The 19,498-nt window shown below is 53.8% G+C and carries 18 protein-coding genes and 2 tRNA genes; 16 read left to right on the top strand and 4 right to left on the bottom strand.

All coding sequences use genetic code 11. The features are described from left to right. Positions 1-17 precede the first annotated feature (17 nt). Positions 18-94: transfer RNA gene (locus ABIC80_RS22990), tRNA-Asp, on the top strand. Between the two features lie 8 nt (positions 95-102). Further along, positions 103-178 (top strand) — tRNA-Trp (locus ABIC80_RS22985). 123 nt (positions 179-301) lie between these two features. Here the strand turns inward: ABIC80_RS22985 and hdfR are convergent. Beyond that, on the bottom strand, positions 302-1,123 hold the full coding sequence (gene hdfR / locus ABIC80_RS22980) for an HTH-type transcriptional regulator HdfR (protein ID WP_042717906.1): 822 nt from the start codon (positions 1,121-1,123) through the stop codon (positions 302-304). A gap of 118 nt (positions 1,124-1,241) precedes the next feature. On the opposite strand from hdfR, the gene ABIC80_RS22975 reads away from it, so the two are divergent. Then, complete coding sequence (locus ABIC80_RS22975; RefSeq protein WP_023479578.1) at positions 1,242-1,580, top strand: DUF413 domain-containing protein; 339 nt, start codon at positions 1,242-1,244, stop codon at positions 1,578-1,580. Between the two features lie 26 nt (positions 1,581-1,606). On the opposite strand, the gene ABIC80_RS22970 is transcribed toward ABIC80_RS22975, so the two are convergent. Beyond that, on the bottom strand, positions 1,607-3,127 hold the full coding sequence (locus ABIC80_RS22970) for a YifB family Mg chelatase-like AAA ATPase (RefSeq protein ID WP_429178661.1): 1,521 nt from the start codon (positions 3,125-3,127) through the stop codon (positions 1,607-1,609). Positions 3,128-3,446: 319 nt separating this feature from the next. Between ABIC80_RS22970 and ilvL the strand changes: the two genes are divergently transcribed. The 6 genes from ilvL to ilvA all read left to right on the top strand — a co-directional run bounded on the left by ilvL (position 3,447) and on the right by ilvA (position 10,127). Continuing rightward, complete coding sequence (ilvL, locus tag ABIC80_RS22965; RefSeq protein ID WP_032229281.1) at positions 3,447-3,545, top strand: ilv operon leader peptide; 99 nt, start codon at positions 3,447-3,449, stop codon at positions 3,543-3,545. Positions 3,546-3,683: 138 nt separating this feature from the next. Beyond that, positions 3,684-5,330: an acetolactate synthase 2 catalytic subunit gene (gene ilvG / locus ABIC80_RS22960; RefSeq protein WP_429178659.1), complete on the top strand. Its 1,647-nt coding sequence runs from the start codon at positions 3,684-3,686 to the stop codon at positions 5,328-5,330. Beyond that, entirely contained in the window at positions 5,327-5,596 is a 270-nt protein-coding gene (gene ilvM / locus ABIC80_RS22955; protein WP_042717912.1) for an acetolactate synthase 2 small subunit, read from the top strand. The genes ilvG and ilvM overlap by 4 nt, the downstream gene beginning before the upstream one ends. Before the next feature lie 17 nt (positions 5,597-5,613). After that, the gene (locus ABIC80_RS22950) at positions 5,614-6,543 is read left to right on the top strand and encodes a branched-chain amino acid transaminase (RefSeq protein ID WP_042717914.1); all 930 of its coding nucleotides are present in this window, start codon (positions 5,614-5,616) and stop codon (positions 6,541-6,543) included. A gap of 186 nt (positions 6,544-6,729) precedes the next feature. Further along, positions 6,730-8,580, top strand: coding sequence for a dihydroxy-acid dehydratase (gene ilvD, locus ABIC80_RS22945; protein WP_042717916.1), 1,851 nt, complete (start codon positions 6,730-6,732; stop codon positions 8,578-8,580). Between the two features lie 2 nt (positions 8,581-8,582). Beyond that, positions 8,583-10,127: a threonine ammonia-lyase, biosynthetic gene (gene ilvA / locus ABIC80_RS22940; RefSeq protein ID WP_094193187.1), complete on the top strand. Its 1,545-nt coding sequence runs from the start codon at positions 8,583-8,585 to the stop codon at positions 10,125-10,127. Here the strand turns inward: ilvA and ilvY are convergent. Next, positions 10,124-11,014, bottom strand: a complete 891-nt coding sequence (gene ilvY, locus ABIC80_RS22935) for an HTH-type transcriptional activator IlvY (RefSeq protein WP_042717919.1) — start codon at positions 11,012-11,014, stop codon at positions 10,124-10,126. The two genes, ilvA and ilvY, sit on opposite strands and share 4 nt — an antisense overlap. A gap of 153 nt (positions 11,015-11,167) precedes the next feature. On the opposite strand from ilvY, the gene ilvC reads away from it, so the two are divergent. Next, complete coding sequence (gene ilvC, locus ABIC80_RS22930; RefSeq protein ID WP_023479616.1) at positions 11,168-12,643, top strand: ketol-acid reductoisomerase; 1,476 nt, start codon at positions 11,168-11,170, stop codon at positions 12,641-12,643. A 50-nt stretch (positions 12,644-12,693) separates the two neighbouring features. Here the strand turns inward: ilvC and ppiC are convergent, their stop codons facing one another. Next, a complete protein-coding gene (gene ppiC, locus ABIC80_RS22925) occupies positions 12,694-12,975 on the bottom strand; it encodes a peptidylprolyl isomerase PpiC (protein ID WP_001140255.1) in 282 nt (93 codons plus the stop codon). Positions 12,976-13,120: 145 nt separating this feature from the next. Here ppiC and rep point away from each other — a divergent pair, with 145 nt between their 5' ends. From rep to ABIC80_RS22895, 6 genes are all read left to right on the top strand, one after another. Continuing rightward, complete coding sequence (rep, locus tag ABIC80_RS22920; RefSeq protein WP_042717921.1) at positions 13,121-15,142, top strand: DNA helicase Rep; 2,022 nt, start codon at positions 13,121-13,123, stop codon at positions 15,140-15,142. Between the two features lie 278 nt (positions 15,143-15,420). Next, positions 15,421-15,672, top strand: coding sequence for a phosphopantetheine-binding protein (locus tag ABIC80_RS22915; RefSeq protein WP_042717923.1), 252 nt, complete (start codon positions 15,421-15,423; stop codon positions 15,670-15,672). Position 15,673: 1 nt separating this feature from the next. Beyond that, positions 15,674-16,948: a beta-ketoacyl-[acyl-carrier-protein] synthase family protein gene (locus ABIC80_RS22910; protein ID WP_429178657.1), complete on the top strand. Its 1,275-nt coding sequence runs from the start codon at positions 15,674-15,676 to the stop codon at positions 16,946-16,948. Beyond that, positions 16,945-17,721 carry a MaoC/PaaZ C-terminal domain-containing protein gene (locus ABIC80_RS22905; protein ID WP_429178655.1) on the top strand — a complete coding sequence of 259 codons (777 nt, stop codon included), beginning with the start codon at positions 16,945-16,947 and terminating at the stop codon, positions 17,719-17,721. The genes ABIC80_RS22910 and ABIC80_RS22905 overlap by 4 nt, the downstream gene beginning before the upstream one ends. Before the next feature lie 12 nt (positions 17,722-17,733). Beyond that, the gene (gene fabG, locus ABIC80_RS22900) at positions 17,734-18,474 is read left to right on the top strand and encodes a 3-oxoacyl-ACP reductase FabG (RefSeq protein ID WP_042717929.1); all 741 of its coding nucleotides are present in this window, start codon (positions 17,734-17,736) and stop codon (positions 18,472-18,474) included. A 30-nt stretch (positions 18,475-18,504) separates the two neighbouring features. Then, positions 18,505-19,449: a hypothetical protein gene (locus tag ABIC80_RS22895; RefSeq protein ID WP_429178653.1), complete on the top strand. Its 945-nt coding sequence runs from the start codon at positions 18,505-18,507 to the stop codon at positions 19,447-19,449. Positions 19,450-19,498 lie beyond the last annotated feature (49 nt).

Raw genomic sequence — 19,498 nt, 5'->3', positions numbered from 1 at the left:
TTGTAGAAAAATTCGGTGGAGCGGTAGTTCAGTCGGTTAGAATACCTGCCTGTCACGCAGGGGGTCGCGGGTTCGAGTCCCGTCCGTTCCGCCACCCTAATTAGGGGCGTAGTTCAATTGGTAGAGCACCGGTCTCCAAAACCGGGTGTTGGGGGTTCGAGTCCCTCCGCCCCTGCCAGAAATAATCCTTAGCATCTGCTAAGGATTTTTTTTTGCCTTTTTTCAGGCAATTTCCTTCCTGAATTTGTACCTTGGCTACATTTCAAAAGCTCTGAAGAGCATCCTTGCCCTTCAGAACGCCCTATTCGATAACGTTAACCTTCAAAAGATCCTTTATCTGGTTCTGTTTATCACTGTTTTGCAGCCAAATCGCATATAACGGACGAGACAATGTTTCTGTGTCCATCACAGGATAAAGACTCTCTTTCGGCTCAGCCCAGGAAACGGGCAACCAGGTACAACCATTCAGTTTTGGTAATTGTTGATGGGCCACTTCCGCTGAACTGGTCGTTAAAGTTGGCACGTCATCACTGGCGATCAATCCAGACTCATGCTGCTGGAAGTCCGGCCCCCACTCCAGGCGCAAGTAGTTGAGATCGCTTTTTTTCTTTTCTGGTTCGGCGCTATAAAGAGCAAGCGTGAAATGGCCTAATAACTGGCTGCTGAACTCATCCATCTTTGGCGTCTCGGTCGTTATCAATAAATCGAGTTGCCTCTCATGTAATTGTTTTACCAAAGATTGTCGCTGTGCAATGCGAGCTTCAAACTGAAGATTATCTTGCAAATGGTAAAGCCGGGAGAGCCAGTCACTCAGCATGCATTCCCAAAGCGATGCACTGGCACCAATTGAAAATTGGTGATGGCGCGAGGTATGCGCGACCTCTTTGCGGGCGGCTTGCCAGGTACTCATAAGCGTTTCTGCATAGGGCAGCAGCTTCTCGCCGGCCGCGGTCAGGCGGATATTATTACGATGGCGGGTGAAGAGATTAACCCCCAGCTGGTTCTCCAGTTGGCGAATACGAAAGCTCACCGCGGATTGCGTCAGATAAAGTGCTTCCGCTGCGCGCCCGAAGTGACGAGTCCTGCTCACTTCGAGGAAAGTTTTTAACAATTCCGTATCCACTGTTTTCTCCGCAAAATTTTTTGTCGTAATGATTTAAATGTTTTGTTTTACACTCTGTCAAGCGTAACTAATACTCCGCGCCATAAATAGCTCGGCCAAAGAATTAGGAGCGTGCAGGATGGCGGAAAGCTTTACGACGACTAATCGTTTTTTCGACAATAAAAATTATCCTCGCGGGTTTTCCCGTCACGGTGATTTCACCATCAAAGAGGCGCAACTGCTTGAACGTCATGGTTATGCTTTTAACGAGCTGGAACTCGGCAAGCGTGAACCGGTGACTGAAGAAGAGAACCAGTTTGTTGCCGTTTGCCGTGGTGAGCGTGAACCCAACACGGAAGCTGAACGTGTATGGATCAAGTATATGGCACGTATTAAACGTCCTAAGCGTTTCCATACTCTCTCAGGTGGAAAACCGCAGATGGAAGGTGCGGAAGATTACACTGAATCCGAGGATTAAGAAAAAAGGGGCTACGGCCCCTTTTTTTATGCCAACATATTTTGCAGATGAATGAGTAGCCTGTCGATTGCCCGGTAACTTAACGCTTCCTGCAGATGTTCCCGGCGAATGGTTTCCTGCTTTTCAAGATCCGCGATGGTTCTGGCTACCTTCAGTAACCGCTGCCAGGCGCGTACAGATAAACCCAGCCGTGTCAGCGTCTCTTCCAGCCATTTCCCATCTTCTTTCGTCAGTGCACAGAAGCGCCTGGTTTCACTGCTCTCCAGTTGCGCGTTGAGCTTATGCTGGCGTTGATGCTGCTGCGCCTGCGCCTCAACTACTCGTGCACGAACAGCATCGCTGCCTTCACCCCCTTGTTGAGGCTCACTCATTAAACCGCGTGTGGGCAACGGTATCTCCAGAGAGAGATCGAAGCGGTCGAGAAAAGGGCCGGATAACTTTCCCAGGTAACGTAACGTTTGCTCTGGCGAACAGCGATTATGTTTGCCCTGATAATGGCCGGTAGGGCTTGGATTCATAGCTGCGATCAATTCGAAGCGGGCGGGGAAAGTGACTTTTGCCCTGGTGCGTGAAATATGGATCTGCCCGGATTCAATTGGTTCACGTAATGCATCGAGAACACGGCGTTCAAACTCGGGGAGTTCATCAAGAAAAAGCACGCCATTATGCGCCAGAGAGATCTCGCCCGGTGCTGGTATGGATCCTCCACCAACCATGGCAGTTAATGAGGCGCTGTGGTGCGGCGATCGAAAGGGCCTGTGCTTCCAGTGACGGGTCAAGCTCGCGCTATTGATTAAGCTCATCACCGCCGCGCTCTCTAATGCTTCGGTATTAGAGAGCGGAGGAAGTAAGCCGCTCATTCGGCTGGCCAGCATGGTTTTCCCCGTACCCGGCGGGCCAATCAGAAGCAAGTTATGTCCTCCGGCCGCTGTAATTTCCAGCGCACGCTTCCCTTGCTCCTGACCGATAATGTCCCGCAAATCTTCTCTGCACTCATCCTCCAGCGCAGCCAGGGGTGCAGGGTTCAACAACGTCTGTTTACCTTCCAGAAACGCACACACCTCCAGAAGATGATTCGCCACCAGACACGCCTGGGTCTCAGCCAGGCTCGCTTCCGCTTCGTTCTCTTTCGCAATAACAATTCGCCTGTCAGCCTTCACGGCTTCCATAACGCACGAGATAGCGCCGGGAACGCCGCGTAACGCGCCCGTAAGCGCTAACTCACCGACGAATTCGTAATGGTCGAGTGATGCCGCGTTCACCTGCTCAGAGGCTGCCAGGAGCGCGATAGCGATAGGTAAGTCATATCGTCCACCCTCCTTAGGGAGATCTGCGGGTGCCAGGTTAATGGTGATCCGCTTTGCGGGGAAATCATAACCACTATTGATAACGGCACTACGTACGCGATCCCGGGCTTCTTTCACCGTTGTCTCAGGTAGCCCGACAATGGTTAACCCCGGAAGCCCATTGCTGATATGGACTTCGACGGTCACAAGCGGCGCGGCGACACCTAATACCGCTCTTGTATAGATTACTGACAACGCCATAGACCCTCCTTGTCGATAGCATTATCTTGCCGCCTCCCGCTTTTTTCATCGGGCAGATATCGTTACTACGCGTTTGTTTCCAACATATCGCTGCAATTTCATATGTGTTTCGCCACGCTGGAAGGAAGATCGCACTTTGCTAACCAGACTATAAATCCTGAAATATTTTCACCTCATATTTTTGCTATATAAAACAATCGCTTTTAAGTTAATCCTCTTACCTGTCAAAAGAGGTGTCATAATTTTTTCTTGTGCCTGATCGCAAATCTGTGTTACCTCTTTAGGCATTCCTTCGAACATGAAGCAAGAACAGACAACTATGACAGCCCTTCTACGAGTGATTAGCCTTATCGTGATTAGCGTGGTGGTGATTATTATCCCACCGTGCGGGGCTGCACTTGGACGAGGAAAGGCTTAAAAATCAAGCCTTAACGAACTAAGACCCCCGCACCGAAAGGTCCGGGGGTTTTTTTATCACCAAAAAACGCAAACCAGGAACAGAAATGAATATCAGCATAAAATTCTGTTTCTCACGATATTCGACGGGGATGTAGCTATGAATGGAGCACAATGGGTGGTACATGCGTTGCGAGCGCAGCAGGTCGATACGGTTTTCGGCTATCCTGGCGGCGCAATCATGCCGGTTTACGATGCGCTTTATGACGGCGGCGTGGAACACCTATTGTGTCGGCATGAGCAGGGCGCGGCGATGGCGGCCATCGGTTATGCTCGCGCAACGGGTAAAACCGGCGTCTGCATCGCCACTTCTGGCCCTGGTGCGACAAACTTAATCACCGGTCTTGCGGATGCGCTGCTGGATTCCGTTCCTGTGGTGGCGATCACCGGGCAGGTTGCTGCGCCGCTGATTGGCACTGACGCTTTTCAGGAAGTGGATGTGCTGGGCATGTCCCTCTCCTGTACCAAACACAGCTTCCTGGTGGACTCACTGGATTCGCTGCCGCGCGTGATGGCGGAAGCGTTTCATATCGCTAATTCCGGTCGCCCCGGCCCGGTGTTAGTTGATATCCCGAAAGATATTCAGCTCACCGTCGGTAACTGGGAGCCTCACTTCGTCACTGAGCAGGAGGAAGTGGTATTTCCTCAGGCTGAGATGGCTCAGGCCGCAGCGATGCTCGCTCAGGCGAAAAAACCGATGCTCTACGTTGGCGGCGGCGTGGGGATGGCGCAAGCGGTTCCTGCCCTGCGCGCGTTCCTGGCAGAGACGAACATGCCGATTGCCTGCACGTTGAAAGGCTTAGGCGCGGTGGCATCTGACTACCCCTATTACCTTGGTATGCTGGGCATGCACGGCACGAAAGCGGCTAACTTTGCCGTACAGGAGTGTGATTTGCTGATTGCCGTTGGCGCGCGTTTTGATGATCGTGTGACCGGCAAACTGAACACCTTCGCGCCTCATGCTCGCGTTATCCATATGGATATCGACCCGGCAGAGATGAGCAAGCTGCGCCAGGCGCACGTTGCCTTGCAGGGCGATTTAAATGCGCTGCTCCCTGCGCTGCAACAGCAGCTTGCGATCGATGAGTGGCGTCAACACTGTGCCGATCTGCGTCACGAGCATGCCTGGCGCTACGATCACCCCGGTGAGGCGATCTATGCTCCGCTGCTGTTAAAGCAGCTTTCCGATCGCAAAGCGGAAAACAGCGTCGTGACGACAGATGTTGGCCAGCATCAGATGTGGGCTGCCCAGCACCTGAGCTTTACCCGCCCGGAAAACTTCATCACCTCCAGCGGCTTAGGCACCATGGGCTTTGGCCTGCCCGCCGCCGTTGGCGCGCAGGTTGCGCGTCCGGAGGATACGGTAATCTGTATCTCCGGTGACGGCTCCTTCATGATGAATGTGCAGGAGCTGGGCACCGTAAAACGCAAGCAGTTACCGCTGAAGATCGTTTTACTCGATAACCAGCGATTAGGGATGGTTCGCCAATGGCAGCAGTTATTCTTCAATGAGCGTTACAGTGAAACCACCCTGACCGATAACCCCGACTTCCTCATGCTGGCCAACGCCTTCGGCATCCCAGGCCAACACATTACCCGTAAAGACCAGGTTGAAGCGGCACTTGACGCAATGCTCTCAAGCGATGGGCCCTATCTGCTTCATGTCTCGATCGACGAGCTCGAGAATGTCTGGCCGCTGGTGCCGCCCGGTGCCAGTAACTCACAAATGCTGGAGAAATTATCATGATGCACCATGACGTCGCTGTTGAAGCCCGCTTTAATCCGGAAACCTTAGAACGCGTGCTGCGCGTAGTGCGCCACCGTGGCTTTCAGGTATGTGCCATGAACATGGAAACGGCCTGCGATGCGCGCAACATAAATATTGAATTGACCGTTGCCAGCCCGCGGCCTGTCGAATTACTGTTTAGCCAGTTGAGCAAACTTGTCGATGTTGCCAGGGTCGATATCCGGCAGCGCGCTACATCAACATCATCACAACAAATCCGCGCGTAAGCGCAAAAGGAAGCATAATGACGACGAAAAAAGCAGACTACATTTGGTCCAATGGCGAGATGGTACGTTGGGAAGACGCGAAAGTTCACGTAATGTCTCACGCATTGCACTACGGTACGTCTGTGTTTGAAGGTATTCGCTGCTACGACTCCCACAAAGGGCCGGTTGTTTTCCGCCATCGTGAGCATATGCAACGTCTGCGCGACTCCGCCAAAATCTACCGCTTCCCGGTCTCCCAGAGCGTTGACGATCTGATGGAAGCGTGCCGTGCGGTGATCCGCAAAAACAACCTGACCAGCGCCTATATCCGTCCGCTGGTGTTTGTCGGTGATGTTGGCATGGGCGTTAACCCGCCGGCAGACTACACCACCGATGTCATCATCGCCGCCTTCCCGTGGGGCGCCTATCTGGGCGCAGAAGCGCTGGATCAGGGCATTGATGCGATGGTCTCATCCTGGAATCGCGTAGCACCGAACACTATTCCAACTGCTGCGAAAGCGGGCGGTAACTATCTCTCCTCCCTGCTGGTCGGTAGCGAAGCGCGCCGCCATGGTTATCAGGAAGGTATCGCGCTGGACGTTCACGGTTATATCTCTGAAGGTGCAGGCGAAAACCTCTTCGAAGTGAAAGATGGCATCCTGTTTACCCCGCCGTTCACCTCCTCTGCGCTGCCGGGTATTACCCGCGACGCCATCATCAAGCTGGCAAAAGATCTCGGTATCGAAGTGCGCGAGCAGGTGCTGTCTCGCGAATCGCTCTACCTGGCTGACGAAGTCTTTATGTCCGGCACAGCGGCTGAAATCACGCCGGTGCGCAGCGTCGATGGCATTCAGGTTGGCGAAGGTCGCTGCGGCCCGGTTACCAAGCGTATTCAGCAAGCATTCTTTGGCCTCTTCACCGGTGAAACGGAAGATAAATGGGGCTGGTTGGATCAAGTTAATCCATAAATACCCGTCATACTTCAGGTTGTCGGTGTGTTGGCGACACGCGTTCAGCCCAGTTACTTACTTATGTAAGCTCCTGGGAATTTGCTCGCTTGTCGCCTTCCTGCAACCCGAATTATTTAGGGTAGAGCAAATAAATATGGGATGGCACGCACCATCCCATCGACAAGAGAGACGGGAGTAAAGAGCATGCCTAAGTATCGTTCCGCCACCACCACACATGGGCGCAATATGGCGGGCGCCCGCGCGCTGTGGCGCGCTACCGGAATGACCGATGACGATTTCGGTAAGCCGATCATTGCCGTCGTCAACTCGTTTACCCAGTTCGTGCCAGGCCACGTTCACCTGCGCGATCTCGGTAAGCTGGTTGCGGAGCAGATCGAAGCCGCAGGCGGCGTGGCGAAAGAGTTTAATACCATCGCCGTGGATGACGGCATCGCCATGGGTCACGGCGGCATGCTTTACTCTCTGCCTTCGCGCGAACTGATCGCCGACTCCGTTGAATATATGGTGAATGCCCACTGCGCCGACGCGATGGTGTGCATCTCCAACTGCGACAAAATCACCCCGGGAATGTTGATGGCCTCTCTGCGCCTCAACGTTCCGGTTATTTTTGTCTCCGGCGGCCCGATGGAAGCCGGGAAAACCAAACTCTCCGACCAGATCATCAAACTCGATCTGGTGGATGCGATGATTCAGGGCGCTGACCCGAAAGTCTCCGACGATCAGAGCGAGCAGGTTGAGCGCTCCGCCTGCCCGACCTGCGGCTCCTGCTCCGGCATGTTTACCGCCAACTCGATGAACTGCCTGACCGAAGCGCTCGGCCTGTCGCAGCCGGGTAACGGTTCGCTGCTGGCCACCCACGCCGATCGCAAAGAGCTCTTTATCAACGCCGGCAAACGCATTGTTGAGCTGACCAAACGTTACTACGAGCAGGATGATGAAACCGCGCTGCCGCGCGCGATCGCCTGCAAAGAAGCGTTTGAAAACGCCATGACGCTGGATATCGCCATGGGGGGCTCCACCAATACCGTGCTGCACCTGCTGGCAGCAGCGCAGGAAGCGGAAATTGATTTCACCATGAGTGATATCGACCGTCTCTCCCGCCATGTGCCGCAGCTGTGCAAAGTGGCACCGAGCACACAGAAGTACCACATGGAAGATGTTCACCGCGCGGGCGGCGTGCTGGGCATTCTGGGCGAGCTGGATCGCGCCGGTCTGCTCAACCGTGAGGTAAAAAATGTGCTCGGCCTGACGCTGCCGCAGACGCTGGAAAAATATGATGTGATGCTGACCCAGGACGAGGCGGTGAAAACCATGTTCCGCGCGGGTCCGGCAGGCATCCGCACCACCCAGGCGTTCTCGCAGAATTGCCGCTGGGATACGCTGGATGACGATCGCGCCGAAGGGTGTATCCGCTCCCTTGAGCACGCTTACAGCCAGGAGGGCGGCCTGGCGGTGCTGTACGGCAACTTCGCGGAGAACGGCTGTATCGTCAAGACCGCAGGCGTTGATGACAGCAACCTGACCTTTACCGGCCCGGCGAAAGTGTATGAAAGCCAGGATGCGGCGGTTGAAGCCATCCTCGGCGGGAAAGTGGTCGCGGGCGATGTGGTGGTTATTCGTTATGAAGGGCCGAAAGGCGGGCCGGGCATGCAAGAGATGCTCTATCCGACCAGCTTCCTGAAATCAATGGGCCTCGGCAAAGCGTGCGCGCTGATCACCGACGGTCGTTTCTCTGGCGGCACCTCTGGCCTCTCTATTGGCCACGTTTCACCGGAAGCTGCCAGCGGCGGCAATATCGGTCTGATTGAAGATGGCGACATCATCGCAATTGATATCCCGAACCGTGGTATTCAGTTGCAGTTGAGTGACCGCGATCTGGCGGCCCGCCGCGAAGCGCAGGAAGCCCGTGGCGATAAAGCCTGGACCCCGGTTAACCGTGAGCGTCAGGTCTCCTTTGCGCTGCGTGCTTACGCCACTCTCGCTACCAGTGCGGATAAAGGCGCAGTACGCGACAAATCCAAACTGGGAGGTTAATGATGGCCGACGCCCAACCCCTCTCTGCCGCCCCCGAAGGGGCGGAGTATCTGCGCGCCGTGCTGCGCGCGCCGGTCTATGAAGTGGCACAGGTAACGCCGCTGCAGAAGATGGAGAAGATCTCTGCCCGGCTGGATAACGTTGTGCTGGTGAAGCGGGAAGACCGCCAGCCGGTGCACAGCTTTAAGCTGCGCGGGGCCTACGCGATGATTGCTGGCCTGAGCGCAGAGCAGAAAGCGCACGGCGTGATCACCGCTTCGGCGGGCAACCACGCCCAGGGCGTGGCGCTATCATCCACCCGGCTCGGCATCAAATCGCTGATTGTGATGCCGGTCGCGACGGCAGATATCAAAGTCGATGCGGTGCGCGCGTTTGGCGGCGAAGTGCTGCTCCATGGCGCAAATTTTGACGAAGCGAAGGCCAAAGCGATTGCCCTCTCGCAGCAGCAGGGCTACACCTTTGTGCCGCCGTTCGATCACCCGATGGTGATTGCCGGTCAGGGTACGCTGGCGCTAGAGCTGTTGCAGCAGGATGCGCATATCGATCGCATCTTTGTGCCGGTCGGCGGCGGTGGGCTGGCGGCGGGCGTCGCGGTATTGATTAAACAGCTGATGCCGCAAATCAAAGTGATTGCTGTTGAAGCGGAAGATTCCGCCTGCCTGAAGGCGGCACTGGACGCCGGTTATCCGGTCGACCTGCCGCGCGTGGGGCTGTTTGCCGAAGGCGTGGCGGTAAAACGCATTGGTGATGAGACCTTCCGGCTCTGCCAGGCTTATCTTGATGACATCATCACCGTTGATAGCGATGCCATCTGCGCGGCAATGAAAGATCTGTTTGAAGATGTCCGCGCGGTGGCGGAACCGTCAGGCGCGCTGGCGCTGGCGGGGATGAAAAAGTATATCGCCAAACATAATATTCGCGGCGAGCGGCTGGCGCATGTGCTCTCCGGCGCGAACGTCAATTTCCACGGCCTGCGCTATGTTTCCGAGCGCTGTGAGCTGGGCGAACAGCGCGAAGCGCTGCTGGCGGTCACCATTCCGGAAGAGAAGGGCAGCTTCCTCAAATTCTGCCAGCTGCTGGGCGGCCGCTCGGTGACGGAATTTAACTACCGTTTTGCGGATGCGAAAGATGCCTGCATTTTTGTCGGCGTGCGCCTGAGCCGCGGGCTGGAAGAGCGCAAAGAGATCCTCGCTCTGCTGCATGAAGGCGGCTACAGCGTGGTGGATCTCTCTGATGATGAGATGGCGAAGCTGCACGTGCGCTATATGGTGGGTGGGCGTCCGTCCAAGCCGTTGCAGGAGCGTCTTTACAGCTTCGAGTTCCCGGAGTCGCCGGGCGCACTGCTGAAATTCCTGCATACGCTAGGCACGCACTGGAATATCTCGCTGTTCCACTACCGCAGCCACGGCACCGATTACGGGCGCGTGCTGGCGGCGTTTGAGCTGGGCGAGCATGAGCCGGATTTCGAAACCCGGCTTAATGAACTGGGCTATGAGTGTCACGATGAGACCCATAACCCGGCGTTTCGCTTCTTCCTCGCCGGTTAATGTCCCGGCAGGATCTGCCAGAACGCGTTAATAAGCGGCTCATGCAGCCGCTTTTTTTGTGCGCAGACGCCAAGCTCGAACGGCGTTTTTTCATCGCTACGCTCAAGGATCATCACGCGGTTGCGCACCGGTTCAGGGCTATTCTCCAGTACCACTTCCGGGATTAGCGCCACGCCACAGCCCAGCGCAACCATCGAAACCATCGCTTCGTGGCCGCCGACGGTGGCATAAATCGACGGGTTGCTGATTTTATGGCGGCGGAACCAGAGCTCAATACGGCGGCGCACCGGCCCCTGATCCGGCAGAATAAATGGCACCGTCGACCAGTCCGGATCGGGCTGCGAGACCTGGTTGCGTACCGGGCAGGGCAACGCCGGGGCAATCAGCACGACCGCAAGATTCTCCAGCATTGAAAAGGCTACGGCGCCCGGCAACGTCTCCGGTTTGCCGGCAATCGCCAGATCCGCTTCGCCGGTCACCACTTTTTCCATCGCATCGGCGGCATCGCCGGTAGAGAGCTTAATCTCCACCGACGGGTGTTCCGCGCGAAAGCGATCGAGTATCGGCGGTAAATGGCTGTACGCCGCGGTCACGGAACAGAAGAGATGCAGTTCGCCGGAAAGCGAAGGGCCTTGCTGATCGAGCGTGTGCCGCAGCTGCTGATACTGCAATAACGTCTGCTGGGCAAAAACCCGCAGCTCTTCGCCCGCTTCGGTCAGCGTGACGGTGCGGTTATCACGCACAAAGAGCGGTTGGCCGAGATCTTCTTCCAGCCGCTGGATCTGGCGCGATAGTGTCGAGGGGCTGACGTGCATGGCGCGCGCACTGCGGCCAAAATGGCGGCTCTCCGCCAGGTGCAGAAACATTTTCAGATCGCGTAAATCCATGAGACCCGCTCCACAAAATTACATTGCAAAAATTGCAATGTCACATTGTTAATATATCAATTTAAGCAACGCATTTCCTGACATATAGTGGGTTCAACCTCGCGCAACAGCGAATCGAACAATAAGCACGACACAACATCTACGGAGTACACCATGGCTAACTACTTTAATACACTGAACCTGCGCCAGCAGCTGGCGCAGCTGGGCAAATGTCGCTTTATGACGCGTGAAGAATTTGCTGATGGCGCAAGCTACCTTCAGGGTAAAAAAGTGGTCATCGTCGGCTGTGGCGCACAGGGTCTCAACCAGGGGCTGAATATGCGTGACTCCGGTCTGGATATCGCTTATGCCCTGCGTGCAGAAGCCATTGCTGAGAAGCGCGCCTCCTGGCGTAAAGCGACTGAAAACGGTTTTAAAGTCGGCACTTACGAAGAGCTGATCCCGCAGGCGGATCTGGTGGTGAACCTGACGCCGGACAAACAGCACTCTGACGTTGTGCGTACGGTTCAGCCGCTGATGAAAGATGGCGCGGCGCTTGGTTACTCTCACGGTTTCAACATCGTCGAAGTGGGCGAGCAGATCCGTAAAGATATCACCGTAGTAATGGTGGCACCGAAGTGTCCGGGTACCGAAGTGCGCGAAGAGTATAAGCGTGGTTTCGGCGTGCCGACGCTGATTGCGGTTCACCCGGAAAACGATCCGAAAGGCGAAGGCATGGCGATTGCCAAAGCCTGGGCCGCAGCGACCGGCGGTCATCGCGCTGGTGTGCTGGAATCCTCCTTCGTTGCCGAAGTGAAATCTGACCTGATGGGCGAGCAGACTATCCTCTGCGGCATGCTGCAGGCGGGTTCGCTGCTCTGCTTTGACAAGCTGGTGGCAGAAGGTACCGATCCGGCCTATGCGGAAAAACTGATTCAGTTCGGCTGGGAGACCATCACCGAAGCGCTGAAGCAGGGCGGTATCACACTGATGATGGATCGACTCTCCAACCCGGCCAAACTGCGTGCTTACGCGCTCTCCGAGCAGCTGAAAGGCATTATGGCGCCGCTGTTCCAGAAGCATATGGATGACATCATCTCCGGCGAATTCTCCTCCGGCATGATGGCAGACTGGGCGAACGACGATAAGAAACTGCTGACCTGGCGTGAAGAGACCGGTAAAACCGCGTTTGAAACCGCGCCGCAGTATGAAGGCAAAATCAGCGAGCAGGAGTACTTCGACAAAGGCGTACTGATGATCGCGATGGTGAAAGCGGGTGTTGAGCTGGCATTCGAAACTATGGTCGCTTCCGGCATCATCGAAGAGTCGGCGTACTACGAGTCTCTGCACGAGCTGCCGCTGATCGCCAATACCATCGCGCGTAAGCGTCTGTACGAAATGAACGTGGTGATCTCCGATACCGCCGAGTACGGTAACTATCTCTTCTCATACGCCTGTGTGCCGCTGCTGAAAGAGTTTATGACCACGCTGCAGACCGGCGATCTGGGCAAAGCGATTGCTGAAGGTGCGGTAGATAACGCGCAGCTGCGCGATGTGAACGAAGCGATTCGCAGCCATGAGATTGAGAAAGTGGGTCACAAACTGCGTGGGTATATGAAAGATATGAAGCGTATTGCTGTCGCAGGCTGATTTTCGCAGAACAGTAACAGAAGCCCGGTAAATGCTACCGGGCTTTTTTATTAGTTGCGGTACAGCACTTTGATGATGTGGTAACCGAACTGGGTGTGCAGCGGGCCGGTTGGCTCCAGCACCGGGCAGGAGAAGACCACTTTATCGAACGCCGGGACCATCTGGCCCTGACGGAATTCGCCTAAGTGACCGCCCTTTTTGCCTGACGGGCAGATAGAGTGTTTTTTCGCCAGCTTCTCGAAGTCGCCACCGTTTTTGATCTGCTCCAGCAGGTCCAGCGCCAGTTTCTCTTCTTTAACAAGGATATGCAGTGCTGCTGCGGTTTTTGCCATGATCGTGCCTTGAGTGAGGTTATTGAGGCTGGCTATACTACCACGCCTTTATACACTTCGGCCTTCAGCCTGCCTCTTTGTTGGCCCGTCGTCGCCTTGCCGAATCGGTGTATTTTCCCTGACTTTCATTGAGTGATGTTTCTTTATGCGTTTAAACCCCGGACAACAACAAGCCGTCGAATTTGTCACCGGACCTTGCCTGGTGCTTGCAGGCGCGGGATCCGGTAAAACACGCGTGATCACCAATAAGATCGCCCACCTGATCCGCGGCTGTGGCTATCAGGCGAAACATATTGCCGCCGTCACCTTTACCAATAAAGCGGCGCGCGAAATGAAAGAGCGCGTGGCGCAGACATTGGGGCGCAAAGAGGCGCGCGGCTTGATGATCTCCACCTTCCATACGCTGGGGCTGACCATCATCAAGCGTGAATATGCTGCGCTGGGCATGAAAGCTAACTTCTCGCTGTTTGACGATACCGATCAGGTGGCGCTGCTCAAGGATCTTACCGAAGGGGTGATCGATGACGATAAGGTCGTGCTGCAACAGCTGATCTCAACGATCTCCAACTGGAAAAACGATCTGCTGACGCCGCAGCAGGCTGCTGCGCAGGCGGCGGGCGAACGGGATCGCATTTTCGCGCACTGCTATGGTCTCTACGACGCGCATATGAAGGCGTGTAACGTCCTCGACTTTGACGATCTGATTTTGCTGCCGACGCTGCTATTACAGCGCAATGAAGAGGTGCGCGAGCGCTGGCAGAACAAAATCCGCTATCTGCTGGTGGATGAGTATCAGGATACCAACACCAGCCAGTATGAGCTGGTAAAACTGCTGGTGGGCCAGCGCGCGCGCTTTACGGTGGTAGGGGATGACGATCAGTCGATCTACTCCTGGCGTGGCGCCCGTCCGCAAAACCTCGTTCTGTTAAGCCAGGATTTTCCTGCGCTGCAGGTGGTGAAGCTGGAGCAGAACTACCGCTCTTCCGGGCGCATTCTGAAAGCGGCCAACATCCTGATTGCCAATAACCCGCACGTTTTTGAAAAGCGGCTCTTTTCGGAACTGGGCTACGGCACCGAGTTGAAAGTCCTCAGCGCCAACCATGAAGAGCATGAGGCGGAGCGCGTCACTGGCGAGCTGATCGCCCATCACTTCATCAATAAAACGCAATATAAGGATTATGCAATCCTTTATCGCGGCAACCATCAGTCGCGCGTGTTTGAAAAATTCCTGATGCAGAACCGTATTCCTTACAAAATTTCCGGCGGCACTTCGTTCTTCTCACGCCCGGAAATTAAGGATCTGCTCGCTTACCTGCGCGTACTCACTAACAGCGACGATGACAGCGCTTTTCTGCGCATTGTTAATACGCCGAAGCGCGAAATTGGTTCCGCCACGCTGCAAAAATTGGGCGAGTGGGCGATGGTGCGCAATAAGAGCCTGTTTGCCGCCAGCTTTGATGTCGGCCTCAACCAGACGCTCACCGGGCGTGGTTATGAAGCGTTAACGCGCTTTACCCAATGGTTAGGCGAAATCCAGCGGCTAGCGGAGCGCGAACCGATCGCCGCAGTGCGCGATTTAATCCACGGCATTGATTACGAATCCTGGCTATTTGAAACCTCGCCCAGCCCGAAAGCCGCTGAGATGCGGATGAAAAACGTCAATACGCTGTTTGGCTGGATGACGGAGATGCTCGAAGGCAATGAGCTGGATGAAGCAATGACGCTTGCCGAAGTGGTCACGCGCTTTACCCTGCGCGATATGATGGAGCGCGGCGAAAGCGATGATGAAGCAGATCAGGTGCAGTTAATGACCCTTCACGCTTCGAAAGGCCTCGAATTCCCCTATGTCTTTTTAGTCGGCATGGAGGAGGGGCTGTTACCGCACCAGAGCAGTATTGATGAGGATAACGTCGACGAAGAGCGACGTCTGGCTTATGTAGGCATTACCCGCGCACAAAAAGAGCTGATCTTTACCCTGTGCAAAGAGCGTCGCCAGTATGGCGAGCTGGTGCGCCCGGAGCCGAGCCGCTTCTTGCTGGAGCTGCCGCAGGACGATCTTATTTGGGAGCAGGAGCGTAAAGTTATCAGCGCTGAAGAGCGGATGCATAAAGGCCAGGCGAACGTCGCTAATATTCGTGCCATGCTGGCTAAAGCGAAAGGCCAATAAAATAAGCGGAAGCTTCCCGAATAATCATCAGGAAGCTTCTGTTTTTATTTCTTTAAATATTATTCGGAAATTTATTTTCTATTGAAGCATATTTATTGCATGCTTCATTTTCTTCGTTATTAATCGTGACCCTCTTCTCACTCTTATTAAATGTAGAGATATATCTCGTATAATCTTTGACATTATCAAATGGCGCTTGTAGTTTAATTTATGTCACACCTCTGCTGTATATCAGTTATTTATATTTATTGTCTAAACATGTTTATAAGGATATGAATATGAGCGAAAACCTCGATCATTTTCTTCGGTCGTTAATTGATAAGCTAACGGATTATGATATCGCAGAGCTTAATCACGATACCCCCCTAGAAGCGCTGGAACTGGTTAGCCTTGATTTTGTGACAATTAAAGTTGAAGCGAAAACAGTGCTCGGCATTGATATCGATTTGAATGCATTAGCCCAGTCGCAGCCCGAAACCTACGGCGATTTAATCCGCTATTTGCAAAAGAACGTTTTTCAGGGGGAATAAAATGGATGCTGCCGCACATCACGAACAACGCGTTGTTATTACCGGCTACGGTGCCATTTGCTCATTAGGTGAGAATAGCGAGCAAATATGGCAAGCGATACGCGATAAAAAATCAGGCTATGAAATATGGGACGACCCGGGAAAAGGCGTCAGTGCTAAATTTTTCGGCCGGGTAACCTCTCCCCTTAATCTCTCTCGTTTCTCCAGAAAAGTCCTTAAAAATGCCCCGCGTTTTGCTGAGTTTGGCCTGATTGCCGCGGATGAAACCATCACTATGGCCTTCGGTAACGAGCAGGATATTTTTTCCCACTACGATCCATGCGACTGCGGCGTCATCTTTGGTACCGGCTGGGCGGGTTTTGATTGCTCAACCATCAACTATTACGCCTATTCCGATCCCCATTCGCTAACCGCATCGGCGCACAGCTGTTTTCACTCGATGCCGAGCATCGGCACCTCACTTATCACCGTCAACTGGAAGCTCAGGGGCTATCAAAATAGCCCGGTTGCCGCTTGTGCCACGGGCAATATCGCGATCGGCGATGCCTATGAAATTATCCGCAGCGGAAAAGCGCGCATGATGATTGCCGGCGGCGGCGAAAGCCTGATGCAGCCTTTCACCGTCTGGTCTGTCGATATTCTTGGTGCCTTGTCGAAAGAGCAGCAGGATGTTGTTAAGGCCTGCTGTCCTTTTAGCCTCGACCGAAGCGGGTTTATCCTCTCCGAGGGCGCTGCAACCGTCTGTCTTGAGCGGCTGGAAGATGCGCTGGCGCGTAATGCGACTATCTACGGTGAAGTGGTGGGCTATGCGAATCATAGCGATGCTTACGTTAATCTCACCGCGCCTGCGCCCGATCTTATTGGCAGAGTGACCACTATCCAGCGGGCGATGGCGTATGCCGGGCTTGGGGTTGAGGATATTGACTATATCAATGCCCACGGTACCTCGACGCCGATGAATGATTACAACGAAACGCTGGTGTTAAAAGAGGTGTTTGGCGAGCGGGCGCAGGCTATTCCGGTCTCCAGCACCAAATCTTATACGGGCCATCTTATTGCCGCGGCTGGTGGGGCGGAAACGATATTCTGCCTGAAAAGTATGGCCGATCGGATGATCCCGGCGACGATAAATCTTCAACGGCCAGACCCGAAGTGCGATCTCAACTATGTCCCGAATGACCATCTGTTCGGTCAGAAATTAGATCACGTCGTGAATGTGAATTACGGCTTCGGCGGGGCAAACAGCTGCCTGGTACTGAAGAGGTTCTCCGCATGATAAGACGCTATGGGGCGCAGGATATCGAGCGATGGGCGCAATTTTCCGGCGATCGCAATCGTGTTCACTTCGATAAAGCCTTTGCCATAAAAAATGGCCTGAAAGGTATTATCGTGCAGGGCATGCTCACTTTGCTTGATGCGAAGTTACTGCTGGCAGAGAGCCTCGGGCAAACCTCTATGCTCCATTTCTATATTAAAAAGCCGGTGCCGATAGATACGGACATTGAGATAAGCGTGAAGGGTGACGGGGAGAGGAAAAGTGTCGCGGTTAAAGTGGGCGGTGATCCGCAGAATATCGCTATTACCGCGGCGGTGATGCCGCAAAAGCCGCCGGATCCCCCCCTATGCGCCTCTCCTGTGGCAGTCAGCGGGCAAACTATCCAGACGCATCTTGCACAATTGAGAGCCTGTTATCCGCACATCACCCATCAATGGGTCATGTTTGATACGTTGCTCTTTTCAATTTGTTTTAATCAACGGAAAGATGACTACTTTAAAAAGCAGGCTGAGAAAATAGCTAAACATCATCCTTTAGAAAATATTACGACCTATCATGTGGCGAATAAGATTTTTATTCACCAGCGATTAATTTCCGGCGGCGAATTAAACTATTCTCACCTCAAGTATCTGGTCGAAGATAAAGATATTTATATCGATAAGGATTCTGCTTACAACACCTTTACTATTCATGTGCTGGAGAATAATGAGATTATTTTCCAGTCCTCTATCGATTGTTTAACCAGAATTTACGATCGCTCGCAGGAAAGTTAAAGGATTAACAAAATGGGTAACAAGAAATGGGTTTTAGTCACGGCAGGCAGCCGTGGCATCGGGGCTGCTATTGTCAAAGAGCTGGTGCGGCAAGATTATCATGTTGTTTTCACCTACAAAAATAATAGCGCGCTTGCGGCCGTGCTTATGCACTCGCTTAACGTTAATCACGAGGTTTGCTGGTGCTACCCCTGTGATGTGGCGAGCGTTGAATCGGTGAAAGCGCTCAGCGAGACATTACGTAAAAATCATGGTACCCCCTACGCGATTATTAATAACGCCGGCATTACTAAAGATGCGCTCAGCTTTACCATGAGCCTGGATGACTGGCTGGATGTGATTAATACCAACCTCAACTCGCTCTTTTATCTCAATCACTGTCTGCTTAATGAGATGTTAATGCAGAGGGACGGCTGCATTATCAATATTAACTCTGTGGCTGGCTTACGCGGCAACGTCGGTCAGGCGAACTATTCAGCATCAAAATCCGCGCAGTATGGCTTTACCAAAACGCTGGCCCGGGAAGTGGGGAATTTTAATATTCGCGTGAACTGCATCGCACCCGGTCCGGTGAAAACCGACATGCTTTCGGCGCTCCCGGAAAAAGCCGTTTCACAGCTTGTCAAAATGACCCCGTTGAGGAAGCTGGGGCAGCCCGAAGATGTGGCGCTCATGGTTGCTTTTCTGCTCGGTAGAGGCGGGAAACATATTACCGGACAGACCTTTGTTATCGACGGCGGCTTGTCCATTTGATCAGGACGTTCAAATGAAGAGGAATAAAGTATGGATCTTAAATTAAGAGCGGTACCGCAGGAAGTGTATGGCGTGATGGAGTTGAATGAGAATTTTAATTTTCAGTGGAACCCCGATCCCGTCTCTTCACTTATTGGCCTTGGTACCTCCTATGTGCTGGAGTTTTTCGAATTCTACGGTGAGCGCATTGGCGATTACTACGATAAGTTTATTCCGGAGTCGCCGCAGAAGGATGAGCGCTTCGCCCTGTTTGTGACGCAAGAAAAGAGGCATGCAGCGGCACACCGGAAACTCAATAACTTTATTACCAAAGGCATCGCTCCGCCGGTCCGGGAGACGTTCCATCCCCGCGTTTATGATTTCCTGTATGGCGCTTATAAAGAGATGGCTGAGCCGATTATTGGCGGCATCGAGCGCGATAAGGCCAACGGTAAAAAAGCCGATGGTGCCTTTTTTAAAGAGGCGGTACGCAGCATTGCGATATTTGAAAGCCAGGTGTGCATGACCGGGCTCTCTTTCTTTGAAAACCTGTTTGAAAACGGCCGCTTTGAACTGGTGAGTAATCTCTCTGGCAACCTCGGCGTGCTCTATTTACTGGGCTATCACTACACCGAAGAGATGGAGCACTGCTGCGTTTCGATCGAAGCGTTCGAAACCATTTATCAGGAAAAAGTCTGGACCCGCGCCTTAGTCGATCAACATATCCACAGCCGCGACCTGCTTGCCAGCCAGGTCCTGCTTTCAACCCTGCATGTCGCCAGAATGCTTAACCAGCCGCTTACCGTTGAGCAGATCACCAACAGCGTGGCCTACCAGTATCGTGAGCAGATGGCGAAGAAATACATCGTTGAAGGGTTCAATGCCCGAGAGCCGGAGATCCTCGCTCGCCGTAAATCGCTGGTCGAACGCTGGGACAACGAGTGGGAACCGCGTTTGTTAGAGAAGATCGCGCAGCGTATCCGCGCAGGTGCCTGAGGGTAACGTTCTACTCTCGCTGATGCCTGACGCCCGTTGGGCATCAGCG

Source organism: Kosakonia sp. 1610, assembly GCF_050435845.1.
Classification (GTDB): Bacteria; Pseudomonadota; Gammaproteobacteria; order Enterobacterales; family Enterobacteriaceae; genus Kosakonia; species Kosakonia cowanii.
Note: the sequence above shows the minus strand (reverse complement) of the source record. Positions and strands in the feature narration are given on the sequence as shown.